General features: G+C 61.3%; 14 protein-coding genes and 1 other RNA gene. 4 read left to right on the top strand and 11 right to left on the bottom strand.

The genetic code is table 11. From position 1 onward, the window contains the following. Positions 1-46: 46 nt before the first annotated feature. Entirely contained in the window at positions 47-655 is a 609-nt protein-coding gene (locus tag DKK74_RS03105; protein ID WP_181414887.1) for a DUF4192 family protein, read from the bottom strand. 200 nt (positions 656-855) lie between these two features. Between DKK74_RS03105 and DKK74_RS03100 the strand changes: the two genes are divergently transcribed. Both DKK74_RS03100 and DKK74_RS03095 read left to right on the top strand, forming a co-directional pair. After that, entirely contained in the window at positions 856-2,082 is a 1,227-nt protein-coding gene (locus DKK74_RS03100; RefSeq protein ID WP_181414886.1) for a polyprenyl synthetase family protein, read from the top strand. After that, positions 2,075-4,306 (top strand): protein kinase domain-containing protein, encoded by a 2,232-nt coding sequence (locus tag DKK74_RS03095; protein ID WP_110412694.1) that lies wholly within the window; start codon positions 2,075-2,077, stop codon positions 4,304-4,306. Before DKK74_RS03100 ends, DKK74_RS03095 begins: the two co-directional genes overlap by 8 nt. A 25-nt stretch (positions 4,307-4,331) precedes the next feature. On the opposite strand, the gene DKK74_RS03090 is transcribed toward DKK74_RS03095, so the two are convergent. Then, the gene (locus tag DKK74_RS03090) at positions 4,332-5,021 is read right to left on the bottom strand and encodes a lysophospholipid acyltransferase family protein (protein ID WP_110412693.1); all 690 of its coding nucleotides are present in this window, start codon (positions 5,019-5,021) and stop codon (positions 4,332-4,334) included. Between the two features lie 48 nt (positions 5,022-5,069). Here DKK74_RS03090 and DKK74_RS03085 point away from each other — a divergent pair, with 48 nt between their 5' ends. Then, positions 5,070-5,615: a hypothetical protein gene (locus tag DKK74_RS03085; protein ID WP_110412692.1), complete on the top strand. Its 546-nt coding sequence runs from the start codon at positions 5,070-5,072 to the stop codon at positions 5,613-5,615. An 82-nt stretch (positions 5,616-5,697) separates the two neighbouring features. Here DKK74_RS03085 and trpD read toward each other — a convergent pair whose 3' ends face one another. From trpD to hpf, 3 genes are all read right to left on the bottom strand, one after another. After that, the gene (gene trpD, locus DKK74_RS03080; protein WP_110412691.1) at positions 5,698-6,798 is read right to left on the bottom strand and encodes an anthranilate phosphoribosyltransferase; all 1,101 of its coding nucleotides are present in this window, start codon (positions 6,796-6,798) and stop codon (positions 5,698-5,700) included. 229 nt (positions 6,799-7,027) lie between these two features. Further along, positions 7,028-9,982 (bottom strand): preprotein translocase subunit SecA, encoded by a 2,955-nt coding sequence (gene secA / locus DKK74_RS03075; RefSeq protein WP_110412690.1) that lies wholly within the window; start codon positions 9,980-9,982, stop codon positions 7,028-7,030. Positions 9,983-10,207: 225 nt separating this feature from the next. After that, positions 10,208-10,882: a ribosome hibernation-promoting factor, HPF/YfiA family gene (gene hpf, locus DKK74_RS03070; protein WP_110412689.1), complete on the bottom strand. Its 675-nt coding sequence runs from the start codon at positions 10,880-10,882 to the stop codon at positions 10,208-10,210. A gap of 177 nt (positions 10,883-11,059) precedes the next feature. Here hpf and rnpB point away from each other — a divergent pair. Continuing rightward, an RNA gene (gene rnpB / locus DKK74_RS03065) (RNase P RNA component class A) lies at positions 11,060-11,436 on the top strand. 36 nt (positions 11,437-11,472) lie between these two features. On the opposite strand, the gene DKK74_RS03060 is transcribed toward rnpB, so the two are convergent. From DKK74_RS03060 to pgsA, 6 genes are all read right to left on the bottom strand, one after another. Then, entirely contained in the window at positions 11,473-12,240 is a 768-nt protein-coding gene (locus DKK74_RS03060) for a regulatory protein RecX (protein WP_258334424.1), read from the bottom strand. A 151-nt stretch (positions 12,241-12,391) separates the two neighbouring features. Beyond that, positions 12,392-13,546: a recombinase RecA gene (recA, locus tag DKK74_RS03055; RefSeq protein ID WP_110412687.1), complete on the bottom strand. Its 1,155-nt coding sequence runs from the start codon at positions 13,544-13,546 to the stop codon at positions 12,392-12,394. A 228-nt stretch (positions 13,547-13,774) separates the two neighbouring features. After that, complete coding sequence (locus DKK74_RS03050) at positions 13,775-14,008, bottom strand: DUF3046 domain-containing protein (RefSeq protein ID WP_110412686.1); 234 nt, start codon at positions 14,006-14,008, stop codon at positions 13,775-13,777. A gap of 145 nt (positions 14,009-14,153) precedes the next feature. After that, positions 14,154-14,672, bottom strand: a complete 519-nt coding sequence (locus tag DKK74_RS03045) for a helix-turn-helix domain-containing protein (RefSeq protein ID WP_373637637.1) — start codon at positions 14,670-14,672, stop codon at positions 14,154-14,156. A gap of 270 nt (positions 14,673-14,942) precedes the next feature. Beyond that, positions 14,943-15,512, bottom strand: a complete 570-nt coding sequence (locus DKK74_RS03040; RefSeq protein WP_110412685.1) for a CinA family protein — start codon at positions 15,510-15,512, stop codon at positions 14,943-14,945. Further along, positions 15,509-16,114: a CDP-diacylglycerol--glycerol-3-phosphate 3-phosphatidyltransferase gene (gene pgsA / locus DKK74_RS03035; RefSeq protein ID WP_110412684.1), complete on the bottom strand. Its 606-nt coding sequence runs from the start codon at positions 16,112-16,114 to the stop codon at positions 15,509-15,511. The genes DKK74_RS03040 and pgsA overlap by 4 nt, the downstream gene beginning before the upstream one ends. Between the last annotated feature and the right edge of the window lie 44 nt (positions 16,115-16,158).

Below are 16,158 nucleotides of genomic sequence, written 5' to 3'. Positions count from 1 at the left end.
TTAGACTCACTAAGTGAACCACCCCAGGGGGACGATTATTCCCGATTCAGCCCGATTGCCTCCAGGCCGGGTCGATGCCGCGACCGATCAAAGCCAGGACGATGGCGGCCAGACTGCATGAGCGGTCGTCGGAAAGAGCTTCCTCGGCGAACCCGCATGCCCGGGATCCCCCATTCCACCAGTCGACGTAGGCCGCGACCGCCAGGGGCTGGGACCGAAACCCCGGCGGAACCTGATCAGCTATGGCTTGAAGCATGGCCAGCCCGGCCCGGCAACGCGGATGGTCCGGCCGCGTGGCAGGGTCCTTGAAGACCGCATCCAGAATGTTGCAGAGCGCCGTCACATTGGACGCATCGTTGGGACGCACACACAGGTCCAGCAGCCGGTCAGCGTGCAGACCAGGCTCAGGCGCCAGGATTGACAGAATCAGCCCGTCGCGTATGGCCAGGGTTTCCTTGACGGCCACAGCCAGACGGTCCGCCGAGTCGGAGTCCAGAGGCGGGTGCGCCTGCTGCCGCCCCCTCAAGCCGGCAGTCCAGTCTGTCAAGGGTTGCTGGAGCCATCGCCTGTCAGCATTTTCCACACCCCATCGTCGTCGACCCTCTCGATAGTTCTCCACCAGTTTTGTCATGCCGTGTTCATATGAATCGTTCATGCCGTCATCGCCTCCCATCCGCTCCCGGTCTGTGGTCCGGGGAGCCTAGGCACCATCCTGAACCCGTTGGAACCGTTAGGAAGACCACAGCCGATCATGTGGTCAAGTGGGGTCATCCATCCACCATGGTCCTTGCAGCCATGGGCCTTGCAGCCTGCCTGCTGGGCAGATATGCGGATAGGCTCTAAGGCATGAAGAGCGTGACTGCAGCACGGGTCGAACAACGCATGGAGGAACTGCTCCGGAGCCAATGCGACCACCTGACTGCTCCAGAGCCCGGACCGGACCATCCCCTGGATCAGAACCCCTCACAGGGGGCTTTGCAGGAGGTCATCCACCAGGCAATCGAGGCAGGCCGTGGCGGCAAACGACTGCGCGCCCTCCTGCTCTGCGATGTCTGGCGGGCTCTGGAATCCGAGCAGAATCCGGACCGTGAACAGGCGGCAGTAGACCTTGCCTGCGCCTTGGAGGTCTATCAGACCAGCGCCCTGGTCCACGACGACATCATCGACGGCTCCCCCCGTCGTCGGGGCCGTCCTGCCGCCCATCTGGCCCTGAGCCGGTCGGCCGCCGGAAACGATCCAAGCGACCGGCTCCCCGCAGGCCCCGATGCCCGTGGCACCGGCCTGGGCATCCTCCTTGGCGACCTGCTGGCATCACTGAGCACAACCATGGCCCTCCAGGCGGCTGCCGACCTGCCTCAGGAATCGGCCATCGGCAGAGCCTTTCAAGCCATGCAGACGGCCGTGGTCACCGGCCAGATCCTGGACATGGGTATGGAAGAGGCTCCACTGGACGATCCGAAACGCCTGGGCAGTCAGGCCCTGCACACCATGGCCTGGAAGACCGCCTCCTACACCACCATGGTCCCCCTGGCCCTGGGCCTGCTGGCTGCCGGAACGGACCTGGAGGGACACAAAGATTCGGTACGCGCCCTGGGTCTGGATCTGGGTCTGGCCTTCCAGCTGGAGGACGATCTGCTGGATGTGGCAGGCGACGACCGCCATACCGGCAAACCCGTTGGCGGTGATATCCGCGAGGGCAAGCGGACCGTCCTCCTGGCCGACACCCTGGCCATGGCCGATTCTGACCAGGCCAAGGAGGTTCGCCGACTCTACGGTTCCCCGACCGAACGCCGCAAGGACGCCCAGGTGAATATGGTTCGTGACCTGATGCAGTCCTGCGGTGCCGTAGACGCCAGTCGTCGACGCATAGCCGACCTGTCCGTCCGAGCCCAGGACCGAGCCCAGGCCTTGGCCGATGATCTGCACCTGTCTGCCAGGGGCCGAACCATCTTCCTGAATGCCTGCCGACGCTTCCTGCCGCTTGCCACCACCGCCGGGTATCATGAACGTGTATCTTCCATTGATGCCGAGGCCGGTCAGGCCTCCGAGGTGCAGAGGGCCGGACAAGACGAGCATGAGTGAAGCAGACGAGAGGACCAGCGACCGGATCATAGACGGGCGCTACCGCATTCTGCGCGAGATTGCGCAAGGTGGCATGGCCACGGTCTACGAGGCTCTGGACCTGCGGCTGTCCAGACATGTGGCTGTCAAAATCATGCACACCATGCTGGCCCAGGGGCCACATAGGGCCCAGTTCGAGGAGCGCTTTCGCCGGGAGGCCAGGTCAGCGGCCGCCATCGCCAACCCCCACATCGTCCAGGTCTACGATACCGGTGTCGACCAGGGGCTGGACTACCTGGTTATGGAGTATGTCCACGGAATAAGCCTGCGGCGGGACATGGCTCGGCAGGGCGTCTATCCCCTGAAGGAGACCCTGCGCATCGTGGGCGAAATCCTGGACGGCCTGGCCTCCGCCCACCGAGTCGGCGTCATCCATCGCGACATCAAGCCGGAAAACATCCTCATCAACGACCGCGGCCACGTAGAAATCACCGACTTCGGACTAGCCCGCGCCGCCGCTCAAGCCACCCTATCTTCGACGGGTATGCTCATGGGCACGGCCGCCTACCTGGCCCCCGAAACCATCGAGAACAACGAGGCCTCCCCCCAAAGCGACCTTTACGCCGTAGGCATCATCGCCTACGAGATGCTGACCGGCACGGTCCCCTTCGCCAGTGACAATCCGGTAACCATCGTCTTTAAGCACGTCCACGAGGACGTCCCCTCCCTGGCCAGGGTCTGCCCCGGAATCGACCCATCCGTAGCCGCCCTGTTCTCCGGACTGACCGACCGCTCCCCCGAAAATCGCCCAGACAACGCAGGCAAGGCCCTGGAAAGTCTGAGAAAGGTGGTCAGGGGGCTGGACCGGCAGGCCATGGACTACATGTTGCCTGCAACAGCTGCAACAAGCGGAGAGCCCGAATCCGCCATCGCCGGAACCCCTAGACACGACCCTGAGATGCCCGAATCGCCAACTCAAAAAGCTACAGCACCCAGCGACGATGCCGAAGATGCAGCCACACAGACCATTGCTGCAGCAACCGACCCGGAGGGTTCAGATACGGTCCCGGCTGTGCCCGCACCACCTGAAGCCGATGCGGACGCAGCAACCAGACGCTATAGGCTCAACGACGTGGACACCCCCTCCAGGGCCGAAACTACAACTGTTCTGCAGCCTCAGAACATAACAGCTTCCCCCGCCGATATGGCTGCCGTACCGGCTTCCGTCCAGACAATGCAGCAAGGCGCTGCAGAGGCCAAGCCCAAGCACCGGCATCACGGCTTGATCATCGTGCTGGTAGTTCTGCTGGTGCTGGCCCTGGCCGGAGGCGGCGGTGGCGCCTGGTGGTACTACCTAGGCCCGGGCAGTTATTACGCCCTGCCCAAGCCAGATGACATCTCCTGCTCCGAAAACCAGGAGTGCAAGATTATCGGTGCCGACTACGCCAAGTTCGCCCGCACCCTCAAGGTCGCAGGCATCGATGTCGACACCGACTACAACTTCAGCGACCAAGTGCCCAAAGGGGCCATCATGACCGCGGATCCCGATACCGTTGGAGCTCGCATCAGCAAGCGGGGCGGCAGACTCAACCTAACCGTCTCCAAAGGGGTTCGCCAAGCCACGGTGCCCAAGGACATCCTCATTCCGGACACCTCCAACGGCAAGGACCCCTTGCAAGCCCTGAAGGCGGCTGGATTCGACAAGATCGACCATGACTCCTCCAAGGACCAGTACTCCATGGATATACCCGAGGGAGCGGCGATTTCGGTGGAGCCGGCCCCAGGGACCAGGACCCGACACGATACCAAGGTCAGCCTGGTCCTGTCCAAGGGTCGGATGCCGGTGGCCATGCCCGACATCATCGGCAAGGCCAGGGATGATGCCAAGGCGGCCTTGGAAGCCCTCCGGCTCAAGGTCAACTACAGCGAGAACTGGTCAGACACGGTCCCCCGCAACCAAGTGATTTCCGCCTCCCACCAGGCCCAGGAACAGCTTCACTGGGGTGATGCGGTCAACGTAGTGATCTCCAAGGGACCGCAGTCCATCACCATGCCCGACGTGAAGGGCAAGAGCCAGGACGAGGCCACCCAGATCCTGCAGGGATACGGACTCAAGGTCAACATCTCAGCGCCGCTGGGCAACCTGACCCACACGGTGCGAATTCAGGACCCCAACCCCGGCACCCAGGTCAAGGTGATCAATGATGACGGCTCGCCGGCTGTCGTGACCCTGACTGTGGTCTGACTACGCTACTCCTTGCAGTTCGTCGTTAGCCCAGTTCTTCTTTGCTCTCATGTGCCTTGATGACCTGGGCATACACATCCACGTAGCGCTGCCCGCTCATCTCTTGGATCTCCTGCATGATCCTGTCGGTCAGGTTGCGAATCTCCTCGTGGGTGAGGCTGTTGACCGGCATGTAGGGCACAGTGATGGGCTTGCCGAAGATGACCTTGGTCCTGCCACGATGCGGAAACACATGGCCGGGCTCCTGAAGCTGCCGGGTACCGATGATGGCGGTAGGCACCACTGTCGTTCCAGTCTCGAAGGCAAGCCGCGCCGCCCCAGTGTGCCCTCGGTAGAGCCTGCCGTCAGGGCTGCGCGTACCCTCCGGATGGATGCCGAAGATGTGCCCGTGCTCAAGGATGGAACGTGCGGTTTCCATGGCTCCCAGCGACTTGGAGCCGCCCGACCTGTCGACGGGGAAGACTCCGACCGAGCTGAACCACCACTTCTTGAACTTGCCCTTTATTCCCTTGCCGTTGAAGTACTCGGCCTTGCCCATGAAATGGATCATCCGCGGGCAGGTAATGGGTAGGAGGGCATCGTCAATGACGGCCAGATGGTTGGAAGCGATGATGGCAGCCCCCTGCTTGGGAATATTCCCCGTGCCTTCAACGGTCGGTTTGAACCAGGTACGCGCCAACGGACCGAGCAGTTTGACGAAGAACCAGTACAGCACAGAGACTCCTTGGTAGCGAATGCGTGCGGCCGAGGTTACGATGGTTCTATGACCGAGCACAAGCATAACGACGCCGGGAATCAGTATAACAGCGAGGCGGGAACCGGGTCCTCACAGGGGAACGATGAGTGGGCGGACTTCCTGAACTCGCACGCTGACGAGCTAGGTTCCCTGGAATCGTCCAGGACAGCCAAGGAATTCGAAAAGAAGGCTCGAAAGTCCGAGAAGAAGGCGGCGCTCAGGGCCGAGGACTTGAAGCGCAACTCCTTCGTCGGCGGCTCCGGACCGCGCGATTTCCAAGGCAGGAGCTGGCTTGACACCGACGAGGTCATGGACCAGTCGTCGAATTTTGTTCCGCCTAACCCCGACCTGAGCGACCTGGGCAAAAGGCGGATGGCTTTCATCATCATGACTGTGCTGGGCCTGGTCTGCTTCTTCCTGACCATCTTGATCCCCCGCTGGTCCGGCTTGACCGGCCTGCTGGCTGGCCTGCTCTTGCTGATAGGCATCGCAGGGTTGATCATCGACCGGAAGAATTTCCGTGATACCTCAAGCGGCCTCTTCGATGATGACAATCGGTTCTATCGGCAATGATGCTGTGGGCCGCCAATACGTTCGGGCCTCGCTGGCAGAAACATCAGCCAGCGAGGCCCGAACAGTTGTGGCAGCCGCGAACTTACACCAAGACCGGACGATGTGCCCGTTCCTCTTGCTGGCAGCGGGTTTGCGCTTCCTGGGCTCCGTGAATCCAGGCGGCAAGCAGGTCGGCGGCCCTGCCCTGGTCCACAACTTCCGTAGCCAGTTGGTAGGCCTGGGCAAACCGGACGCTCAGGTCGGCTTCCGGACCAGCATCAATCTGCGTGCCGTCAGCCACGATGGCCGACGCTGCATTGAGTAGGGCCGTTGAACGGGAAGGAACCGACTTTCCACCCAGGAAGTCCCTGACGACACTGGCGTTGAAGGCTGGATCGCCGCCGCGCAGGTCATCCAGATCGACCGGGTCAATACCTAGCTCACGAGTCGGGTCGAAGGACCGCTCTTTCACCTTGCCCTGGTGGATCTCCCAAATGGAAACCGGGCCTGTCGGGGCCATCTCGTCGAGGCCCTCGACCGAGGTGTAGACCATGCCCTCCTGACCGCGTGAGGCGTAAACCTGGGCCATCATGGGACTCAGCTGACGCTGGGCACATCCAATGGCCACATAGCGCGGGTTTACCGGGTTGGTCAAGGGTCCCAGCAAGTTGAAGACGGTCGGGATGCCCAGCGACGAGCGGACAGGTCCTGCAAAACGCATGGCAGGGTGAAAGGTCTTAGCAAAGACGAAGGTGATGCCGAAGCGGTCAGCCATAGCGGCAACCTCCTGCGGCGGCAGATCCAGGGGAAGACCCAGCTGTTCCAGACAGTCGGCGGTGCCGCTCTTGCTAGATGCGGCCCTGTTGCCGTGTTTGACGATTCTGACCCCTGCTGCGGCAGCCACGATGGCGCCCATAGTCGACAGATTGACCGTCGCCGCCCCATCGCCGCCGGTGCCGACGATGTCGGTCACGTCGCCACTGACCTTCAGCGGCACCGCATGACCCACCATGGCCTTGGCAGCCCCTTCGACCTCCGGGCTGGTCAGCCCCAGGGTGGACTGCATGGACAGGACGGCGCCCACCTGCACCGGGTCGGCATTCCCATCCATCAGGTCGTTCATGCACCACTCGGCCTCATCCGCGCTCAGGTGTCGACCGGACACCAAGGAGTTCAGGACGGATTTCCAGCTAAGTGGCCGCATGATGACTCTTTTCCTTTGAAGAAGCGGGGCCGGATGCCCCGCTATTTGCTCTAGGTTTACTGCCCAGCCCCTCCCCTGCACAAGGCCATCCCATATTTTGGTCACTTTGCTACCAATATATGAAAGTTTACAATCCAATATATGGAAACGGCCATCGCCTTGCGTGCGATGGCCGTCAATCAGATCAGCAACCCTGCCTGGGCAGTTCGCTGGCGATTACGCGTACCTGTCATTTCTTTTCGTTCTGGCCGTGGCACATCTTGTACTTGCGTCCAGAACCGCAGGGGCAGGGGGCGTTGCGAGGTGTACCTGGGAAGGTGCGGCCATCGGCCCAGGGCGAATGATCTTCTACGGCCTTTGGCCTCTTATTGGCAGGAACCTTGCCCTCGGCATGACTGATGGGCGCAGGCCCGACTGGGGCCGGGGCGCTAGCATCATCAGCCTCGCTAGCGTCAGCGACATCCTCGGAAGAGTCCTTATCGGAATCCTCTTCCAAATCCTCCTGGATGCTGCCAGCAGGAGCACCTTCATCACGCTCCTCGGCAGTCTCGTCGATGTCAGTGGTCTCGTCCTCGGCATCAGGCTCTTCAGGCGCCTGATAGTTGACCGGCTCGGACTGGCTCTCCTCGTTCTCCTTGCGCTCCTCGCGGGCCCGCCGCTCGTTCTCCTGGCTGGCCGCTATCTGTTTGAGGTCCACGTTGAAGAGCAGCTGCACGGTCTGCTCCTTGATGGCATCGATCATGGAGTTGTACATCTGGTAGCCCTCGCGCTGGTACTCCACCAGAGGGTCACGCTGACCCATCCCGCGCAGGCCGATGCCGTCCTTCAAATAGTCCATCTCATAGAGGTGTTCACGCCACTTGCTGTCCAGTACGGATAGGACCACCTGGCGCTCCAGTTGCCTGGATCCCTTCTCGCCCAGCTCATCCTCACGCTCCTGGTAGATGGAATCGGCATCCTCCACGACCTTGTCAGCCAGGGCCTTAACCGCCTTGTCGCCTTTCAGGTCCTCCAGAGAGTCCATGGTCTCATCCTGATCAAGACTGATCGGATACACGGAGGCCAGCGCCTTCCAGAGCCCGTCGGCATCCCATTCCTGTGGCTTGTCCGAACCGTTCTGAGCCCCGCGGATGTATGAGGTCACGGTCTCGCGGATGAAGCGGAGGATGTCCTCGTGAATGTCCTCACCCTTGAGCACGGCCTGACGCTCGCCATAGATGACCTGACGTTGCTTGTTCATCACGTCGTCGTACTTGAGCACGTTCTTGCGGATCTCGTAGTTGCGGGATTCAACGGACTTCTGCGCGTTGCGCACACCTTTGGAGACACTCTTGGTGCCAATGGGTTGACCTTCGGGCAGGCTCTTGGAGGACATCATTCGGGCCACCAGCTGGGTGTTGAACAAGCGCATCAGGTCATCCTCCAAGCTCAGATAGAACCTGGATTCACCGGGGTCGCCTTGACGGCCGGAACGGCCGCGCAACTGGTTGTCGATTCGGCGGGACTCGTGCCGCTCGGTGCCCAGCACATAGAGGCCGCCCAGCTTGACGACCTCCTCATGCTCGTCCTTGACCTGCTCCTTAACGGAGTCCAGCATCTTGGGCCAGCGCTTCTCATACTCCTCTGGTGTGTCGTCAGGCGAGTAGCCCTGCTCCTTGAGCTTTTGATCGGCAAGGAACTCCACGTTGCCGCCCAGCATGATATCGGTGCCGCGTCCAGCCATGTTGGTGGCCACGGTCACGGCCCCCTTGCGCCCTGCCACTGCCACGACCGCAGCTTCACGCGCATGTTGTTTGGCGTTGAGAACCTGGTGGTCGATGCCGGCCACGTCCAGCAGGGAGGAGACCACCTCGGAGGACTCCACGGATGCGGTACCCAGCAGGATGGGCTGGCCCTTGGCATGTCGCTTGGCAACATCGCGGACGATGGCGGCCAGCTTCTCCTTCTTGGAGCGATAGATCAGATCGTCCTGATCCTTGCGGATCATGGGCTTGTTGGTGGGGATCGGCAGTACGCCTAGCTTGTAGGTATTCATGAACTCAGCGGCCTCGGTCTCGGCCGTACCGGTCATGCCCGCCAACTTGTCGTACATACGGAAGTAGTTCTGCAGGGTGATGGTGGCGAAGGTCTGGTTTTCGGCCTTGACCTCCACACCTTCCTTGGCCTCGATGGCCTGGTGGAGACCCTCGTTGTAGCGACGTCCCTTAAGCAGACGGCCGGTATGCTCGTCCACAATCAGCACTTCGCCGTTCTGGACGACATAATCGCGGTCGCGCAGGAAGAGCTCCTTGGCTTTGATGGCGTTGTTCAGGTACCCGATCAGAGCGGTGTTAGCAGGCTCGTAAAGGTTGTCGATGCCCAGGTAGTCCTCCACCTTAGTGATGCCGGGATCCAGGATGCCGACGACTTTCTTCTTCTCGTCGACCTCGTAATCCTCATCCCTGGTGAGCTTGGGGACCAGCTTGGCGAACTGCCGATACCATCGGGTCACATCGCCCTCGGCCGGGCCGGAAATAATCAGAGGAGTTCGAGCCTCGTCGATCAGGATGGAGTCCACCTCGTCCACGATGGCGAAGTGGTGTCCGCGCTGAACCAGCTCGTCCTTGTCCCAGGCCATGTTGTCACGCAGGTAGTCGAAGCCGAATTCGTTGTTGGTGCCGTAGGTGATATCCGCCTGGTATTGCTTGCGGCGCTCGGCGGGACGCTGATCAGTGATGATGCAACCCACGCTCATGCCCAGGAAGCGGAAGATGCGCCCCATAAGCTCGCTTTGGTAGGAGGCCAAATAGTCATTGACTGTGACCACGTGCACGCCCTTGCCCTCCAAAGCATTCAGATAGCTGGGCAGGGTAGCCACCAGGGTCTTGCCTTCGCCGGTCTTCATCTCCGCGATGTTGCCCCAGTGCAGGGCCGCTCCACCCATCAGCTGGACATCGAAATGCCGCTGGCCCAGGGTGCGTTTGGAAACTTCGCGGACCGTGGCGAAGGCTTCGGGCATCAAGGAATCGAGGGATTCGCCGTTCTCCAATCGCTGCTTGAACTTAGGCGTCTGCGCCTTGAGCTCCTCATCACTCATGGCCGAGATCTGATCCTCGAAGGCGTTAGTCGCCTTGGCCACCCCCTGAAGCTTGCGAATCTGACGACCCTCGCCCATACGGAGGACCTTGTCCAAGACTGCTACCACGTTGCGCTCCCTACCGTTCCTTTATGGCCTTCACACGCCCTCAGCCGGCGTAGGCCCAGACCTTGATTATCTTACGCGAATGCACCGATTTTCTCGAAACGGATTGTTCCAGAAACCCAACTGCGGTCTTGGCAGCTGGACCGGGCATTGAAGAAGGGCCATTCTCCGGAGGTCAGACAACCTGCCGCCGAGGAATCGCCCCACAGTTCAATATCTTTTCTTCGGTTACTGCTTACCGCCTACATGCTCAGGCGTATCGATCTCGAAGACACCGTAGCTCCATCCGTGCCGACGGTAGACCACTGATGGGCGCTTAGTCTCCTTGTTGACAAAGAGGAAGAAGTCATGACCGATCAGCTCCATCTCGTATAGGGCCTCGTCGATACTCATGGGCTCTGCGATGTGCAGCTTGCGGCGAATGACGATAGGGGTGTCTCCCACCTGCACTTCGACAGACTGGCCGGGCGCCAGGTCCGAGGCCACGGCGCTCTGAGCGCTGTTGTCGGGATTGGACTCCTGGCCCTGATCTCCCTGATCGCCTGCCTGATCGTCCACGGACAAATCGACGGGCAGGGGCGGATGCTCCAGTCCACGGCGGTGGTCCTTGCGGCGGTCGCGGACTCGCCGCAGACGCTGGGTCAGCTTGTCCAAGGCCATGTCCAGCGCGCTGAACTCGTCGGCGCTGGAAGCCTCGGCGCGAATCACGGTCTTGCCGGCCTGGACAGTGAGCTCCACCCTCTTGGCGCTGTCAGCCTGGCGGGGATTGCCTTCATGTGTCAGAACGACCTGGATGCGCTGGGCATCGGGGGCGATGGCCGTCACCCTGTTCATCTTGCTGTCCACGACATCGCGGAACCGCTGCTTGATTTGGGTATGTCGACCGGTAATGACGATCTCCATGGGAATCTCCTTGCACTTGTGAGCGGATGAACCGCTGGTGCGATGGCGGACTTGGTCACCATCGACTGTGCTTCCGATTGTATCCGAAGAGCATGGCTGACTCACTGATTGAGCTTGTGGCCAGAGCGGGATCTTGACCGCTGGTCCGGTCGTTCAGTTCCGCTATGCTGTATCCCCGAGACCTCTCGGATGGCCGCGGCCCCTCCTCCTGGGAAGGGCTGAGGAACTTCCGGGCTCCACAGAGCACGATGGCGGATAACGTCCGCCCAGGGCGACCTGAGAGATAGCGCAACAGAGAACAGACCGCTCGCCTTGTTAAGGCGAGCAAGGGTGAAACGGCGGTGTAAGAGACCACCGGGTCGACGGTAACGCCGACCGCATGGCAAGCCTCATCGGGAGCAAGGCCAAGCAGAAGGCATTCAGGGGCTGCTCGTCCCGCCTTCGGGTAGGCCGCTAGAGCCTGGCGGCAACGTCAGGTCGAGATGGATGGCCATCCATTGTCCGGATTTTATCCGGTCGATGACAGAACCCGGGGTATATGAGAGGTCTCATCTTCTCTTTTACCGCGTGGTGCTTAGGCAGCAATCGGCTCAATCGAGAGGGTCGTCAGAGACGAAAAGGTCTGCTGCCACCTGGTTGAGGAGGCCGGGACTGTGGCCCTTGCGGGATCCAGCACTCCAGAATCGCCGTTTGCGCACCTTGAGATCAAGTCCGGCTGTCTTTCGGGCCACCTTGCGACCAAGCTCGTAGGCGGAGTCAACAAAGAGTCCCTCGCGAGAGGCCTGGGCCACCACCTGCGCAGCCAGTCCTGGATCCAATCCCTTGCGGGTCATCTCCGAGAGTACGCCCCGCTCCCCCATGGTGCGATGCAGGCAGGAACGCAGAAGATCCTGGGCATAGGCCAGGTCATCTACCAGACCCAACTTGGTCAACCGGTCGATCACCTGATCGACCACGTTCGTATCAAACCCCTTGTCGACCAGACGACGAGCCAGAGCCCCGCTTGAACGTGCCGCCGCATCCAAAAGGGTCAGAGCAGCCTCCCGGCAAGCATCCGCATCATCGGCATCTGCTCGCGGAGCTGCAGGCGCGGAACCTCCGCCAAAGCCGCCAGCACGTGGGCGACGGCCACGACGGCGGGTCTTTCTGTCGGAACCACGGGCAGAATGGCGGCCATAGGAATGGCGACCTGCCAGAGATTCATCAGCCATATCAGCATTGGCAGAACTGTCTACCTCTTCCAGACTGCCTCCGAACCGGGCGCTATGCCCCAGACCCACGGCAGCAGCCCGCACTGGGCGGCTGTCCTCCTTGAAGCTGTCATCCTTCTGCTTAGGAGCAGGATCAAGGACTGTCACTGAATCTGCTGGACCATCCGATCCCACAGAATCTGTCTGTAACTGGTCCGACCGAGAATTCTTCGACTCTGTACTAGAGTCGGTAGAATCCTCGGCCTGCGCCAGGCGGACAGGATTATCCTTGAGGAAGTCCTCGGCCGAGATCATCGGGTCATGCAGCCTGGGCCGTGGGCACGGTGCTGTTGACGTCGACCGGAGCCGAGTCGTCTTCCTTGCTGTCTTGGTCAGAGTCAGCCGGATCAGCCTTGTCGTCCTCGGAGGGAGCGGGAATAAGGCCGAAGGCAACCTTGACCTTATCTTCAATCTCCTTGGTCAGGCCGGGGTTGTCCTTGAGGAACTGACGGACGTTCTCCCTGCCCTGACCCAACTGATCGCCCTCGTAGGTGAACCAGGAGCCCGACTTCTTGACGATATTGGTCTGCAGGGCCATGTCCAGAACCGAACCCTCCTTTGAGATGCCCTCCCCGTAGAGAATGTCGAATTCAGCCACCTTGAAGGGCGGGGCCATCTTGTTCTTAACCACCTTGACCTTGGTGCGGTTGCCCACCGCCTCGTCGCCGTTCTTCAGGGTCTGGATACGGCGGATGTCCAGGCGGACCGAAGCATAGAACTTCAGGGCCTTGCCGCCGGTAGTGGTCTCCGGGCTACCGAAGAAGACGCCAATCTTCTCCCTGAGCTGGTTGATGAAGATGGCCGTGGTATTGGCCTGGGATAGGGCACCGGTCATCTTGCGCAAAGCCTGGCTCATCAGACGGGCCTGCAGACCCACGTGGCTGTCGCCCATGTCGCCCTCGATCTCGGCCTTGGGCACCAGGGCGGCCACTGAATCGATGACGATGACATCCAGGGCGCCGGACCGGATCAGCATATCGGCGATCTCCAACGCCTGCTCGCCATTGTCCGGCTGGGAGACGATCAGGGAGTCCGTATCCACACCCAGCTTCTTGGCATACTCGGGATCCAGAGCATGCTCGGCATCGATGAAGGCAGCCACTCCACCGCCGGCCTGTGCATTGGCCACCGCATGCAGGGCCAGGGTGGTCTTGCCCGAGGACTCAGGACCGTAGATCTCGACAATGCGGCCGCGGGGCAATCCGCCGATGCCCAGGGCCATGTCCAAGGCCAGGGACCCGGTGGGAATGACCTCCACATCCTGGGCGGGCTTGTCGCCCAGGCGCATGGCCGAACCCTTGCCGAAGCTCTTCTCCACCTGCGCGAGGGCCGTGTTCAAGGCTGCCTGGCGACGAGGGTCGATCCCGCCCTCTTCTTCCTTCTTCGCCTTGCCACTGTTGCTCTGACGTGCCATATGGCTCTCCTTCTTCGTAACCGACCTCACGATGACGACATCCTGATTAACGACCTCACGATTGACAGCCTATCCGCCGTCGGAACCCGTCTGCGGTCCAGGCGCCCGATGTGGTCGAACATGCCGGTGGTCACCGGACCATGGGTATCAGTATACCCGACCATGCGAACAAATGTTCGAAAATCGCTTGGAATGGGGAATAAGTTCGCGGAGAATAAAACCCGTCGATCAGGCTGCCGGCATGGGCGGCGCATTGTGGTCCTTCCCCCAGCGGCGGGAGTCGGGAATCTCCATCTGATCGCAGAGCACGTTCCAGACCACGCGCGGCTCCACGCTTGCATCCAGAGCCTCTATTACGGTCATGGCATCCAGGGCGGTCAGCCTTTGGTCACGGGCCAGACTGCGTCCATAGACTCGGCCGAAGACCTCCTCCAGCAGCTGCCAGAATTCCCGTTCACGCACCCGACATCACCTTTCGTCCAAGACCCACTCTGTCACACCCCTTCTACGGTAGCAACCGACAGTCAGCAGAAGAGGGCGCCTGGTTCATCAGAACCGGACGCCCTCAAGAACGGTCCACCGGATCAACCGGCTGGATCTGACATGCTTACTCCTGGGTGGACTCCAGGTAGTCCGCTACCATCCGCAAGGTCTGCGGCACACCCAGGCCCAGCGCGTCGGCGATGGAGCTCAGCAGCTCGGAGCTGGCCTCCTTCTGGCCACGTTCCACCTCGGACAGGTAGCCCAGGGACACGCCAGCCTTCTCGCTGACCTCACGCAGAGTCTTGTGATCATTGGTCCTCAGCTCGCGCAGCACGTGGCCCAGGGCCTCACGCAGGGAAACGGTATGGGTGACGGCCCGACCGTCGTTGGTGGAGGCTGCCCGCTGACGGCTGGCTTCCATGCCGTCCTCTTCCATCCACATCTTGTTCAGGTTTGCCTGGCGTTCCTCCTTGGCCTTCTTGGCGGCCTTGGCACGGATCACCTGCTGCTGGGCGAAGACGACGGCACGACGCTGGGCGGGTGTCAGATCACGAACCCGCGCATTGCGCTCCACTCCGGGTGCGGCCGGCTTGACATCATAGGTATCGTTGGTTCGAGTCATCACGGTCTCGGTGCTGGCCATAGCAGCCCCTTTCGCCATTATCGTGTTCAACTTCTTACACATTGACCAACAGACGAGCCAGTAGATTATTCCAGGGGAGGAACCTGAAAGGCCTGCTTTGTGACCAAGGTCACGTATATGAAAGAAAGGAATCAAGAGGCAGGAGCAATGACTCAATAAAGCCACCCTCTTTCTTTGGCCTGCTGGCTACAGCAGACCCCGCAAACGCAAGGTTCGGCATCGGCTTGCAGAAGCTGTAAAACCTCTAAAACGACCTACGGCATAAGGCCGTTAGCCGCGCGAGTGCAGGGCCCGATCCAGCTGGTCTAGAATCCGCATGACCGTGCCGCGGCGCACCTGTTCGCGGTCGCCATCCAAATGCAGCTCGTAGGCATAGGTCCGGTAGGCATGGGATTGAAGGCCGGTCTCTATACGTCGACCCAACACCCGGACGGGGAGGGCCAGACCGATGTAGACCAGCCCGGCAGGATCATCCCCGTCAGGACCTGGACCGGCCACACCGGTAGTGGCCATGCCGATGACCGTATCCTCGTGCCCCGGCCTGGTGTAGAGCCTGGCCGTGCCCTCGGCCATCTCCTGGGCGACCCGTGGATGAACCGCACCCTGGGTGGCCAGCAGGTCCTGATCCACCTTGAGAATGGCAGCCTTGGCAGCGATGTCGTAGGTGACGGCTGACCCAAGGAAGACGTCTGACGCCCCGGGAATCCTGACGAAGGCATCGGCCAGCAGTCCCCCGGTCAGCGATTCGGCAGCGGCCAGCAGCAGGCCCGAATCACGGCAGGTGTCGATGATCCGTCCAGCCAGGTCATCGCAACGGCCCTGCACACTCTTACCGATCATCGCCGCATCCCTATCACGTATTCCGCTCCCGAGTAAAGGCAGAGGGCCAGGGCCACAAGGATGACCACACGGGTGGCCACCAGGTACCAGGGCCAGACCGGCGACAAGGGTACCATGAGCATGCCCAGGCCGATGCACTCAAACAGGGTCTTGTACTTTCCAGCCCGGGAGGCGGCGATGACCCGCCCCTGCTTGTTGATGACCAGGACCCGCAGCAGGGTGATGCCTAGTTCACGCACCAGAAAAAGCACGGTGACCCACCACCAGAGCTCGCCGAAGACGGAGGCCACAATCAGCGCCGAGCAGATCAGCAGCTTGTCGGCAATGGGGTCCATGAGCTTGCCCAGCTCGGTCACCTGGTTGTACCGGCGGGCCAGCCACCCGTCCAGCTTGTCGGTCGAGGCGGCGAGGATGAAGAGCACGGCGGCGGTCCACCGCATGCCAGGCTTGCGCTCGCCGCAAGGACCGGCCATCAGATCCAAGGCGATGAAGACCAGGACCAGGAGGATACGGGTGTAGGTGACCAGGTTTGGGGGTGAATTCCATCCTTCGAGAAGCCTGCGCCTCTCACGACCGGTCTCTGACTCGGCATGCTCCTGCATTGCCACTCCTTATACGCGATACTCGTGCGCTTGGGCCGTCCAAC

The organism is Bifidobacterium asteroides, assembly GCF_003202755.1.
Lineage (GTDB): Bacteria > Actinomycetota > Actinomycetes > Actinomycetales > Bifidobacteriaceae > Bombiscardovia > Bombiscardovia asteroides_F.
The sequence above is the reverse complement of the archived record's forward strand: the minus strand, read 5'-3'. Positions and strand labels throughout refer to the sequence as shown.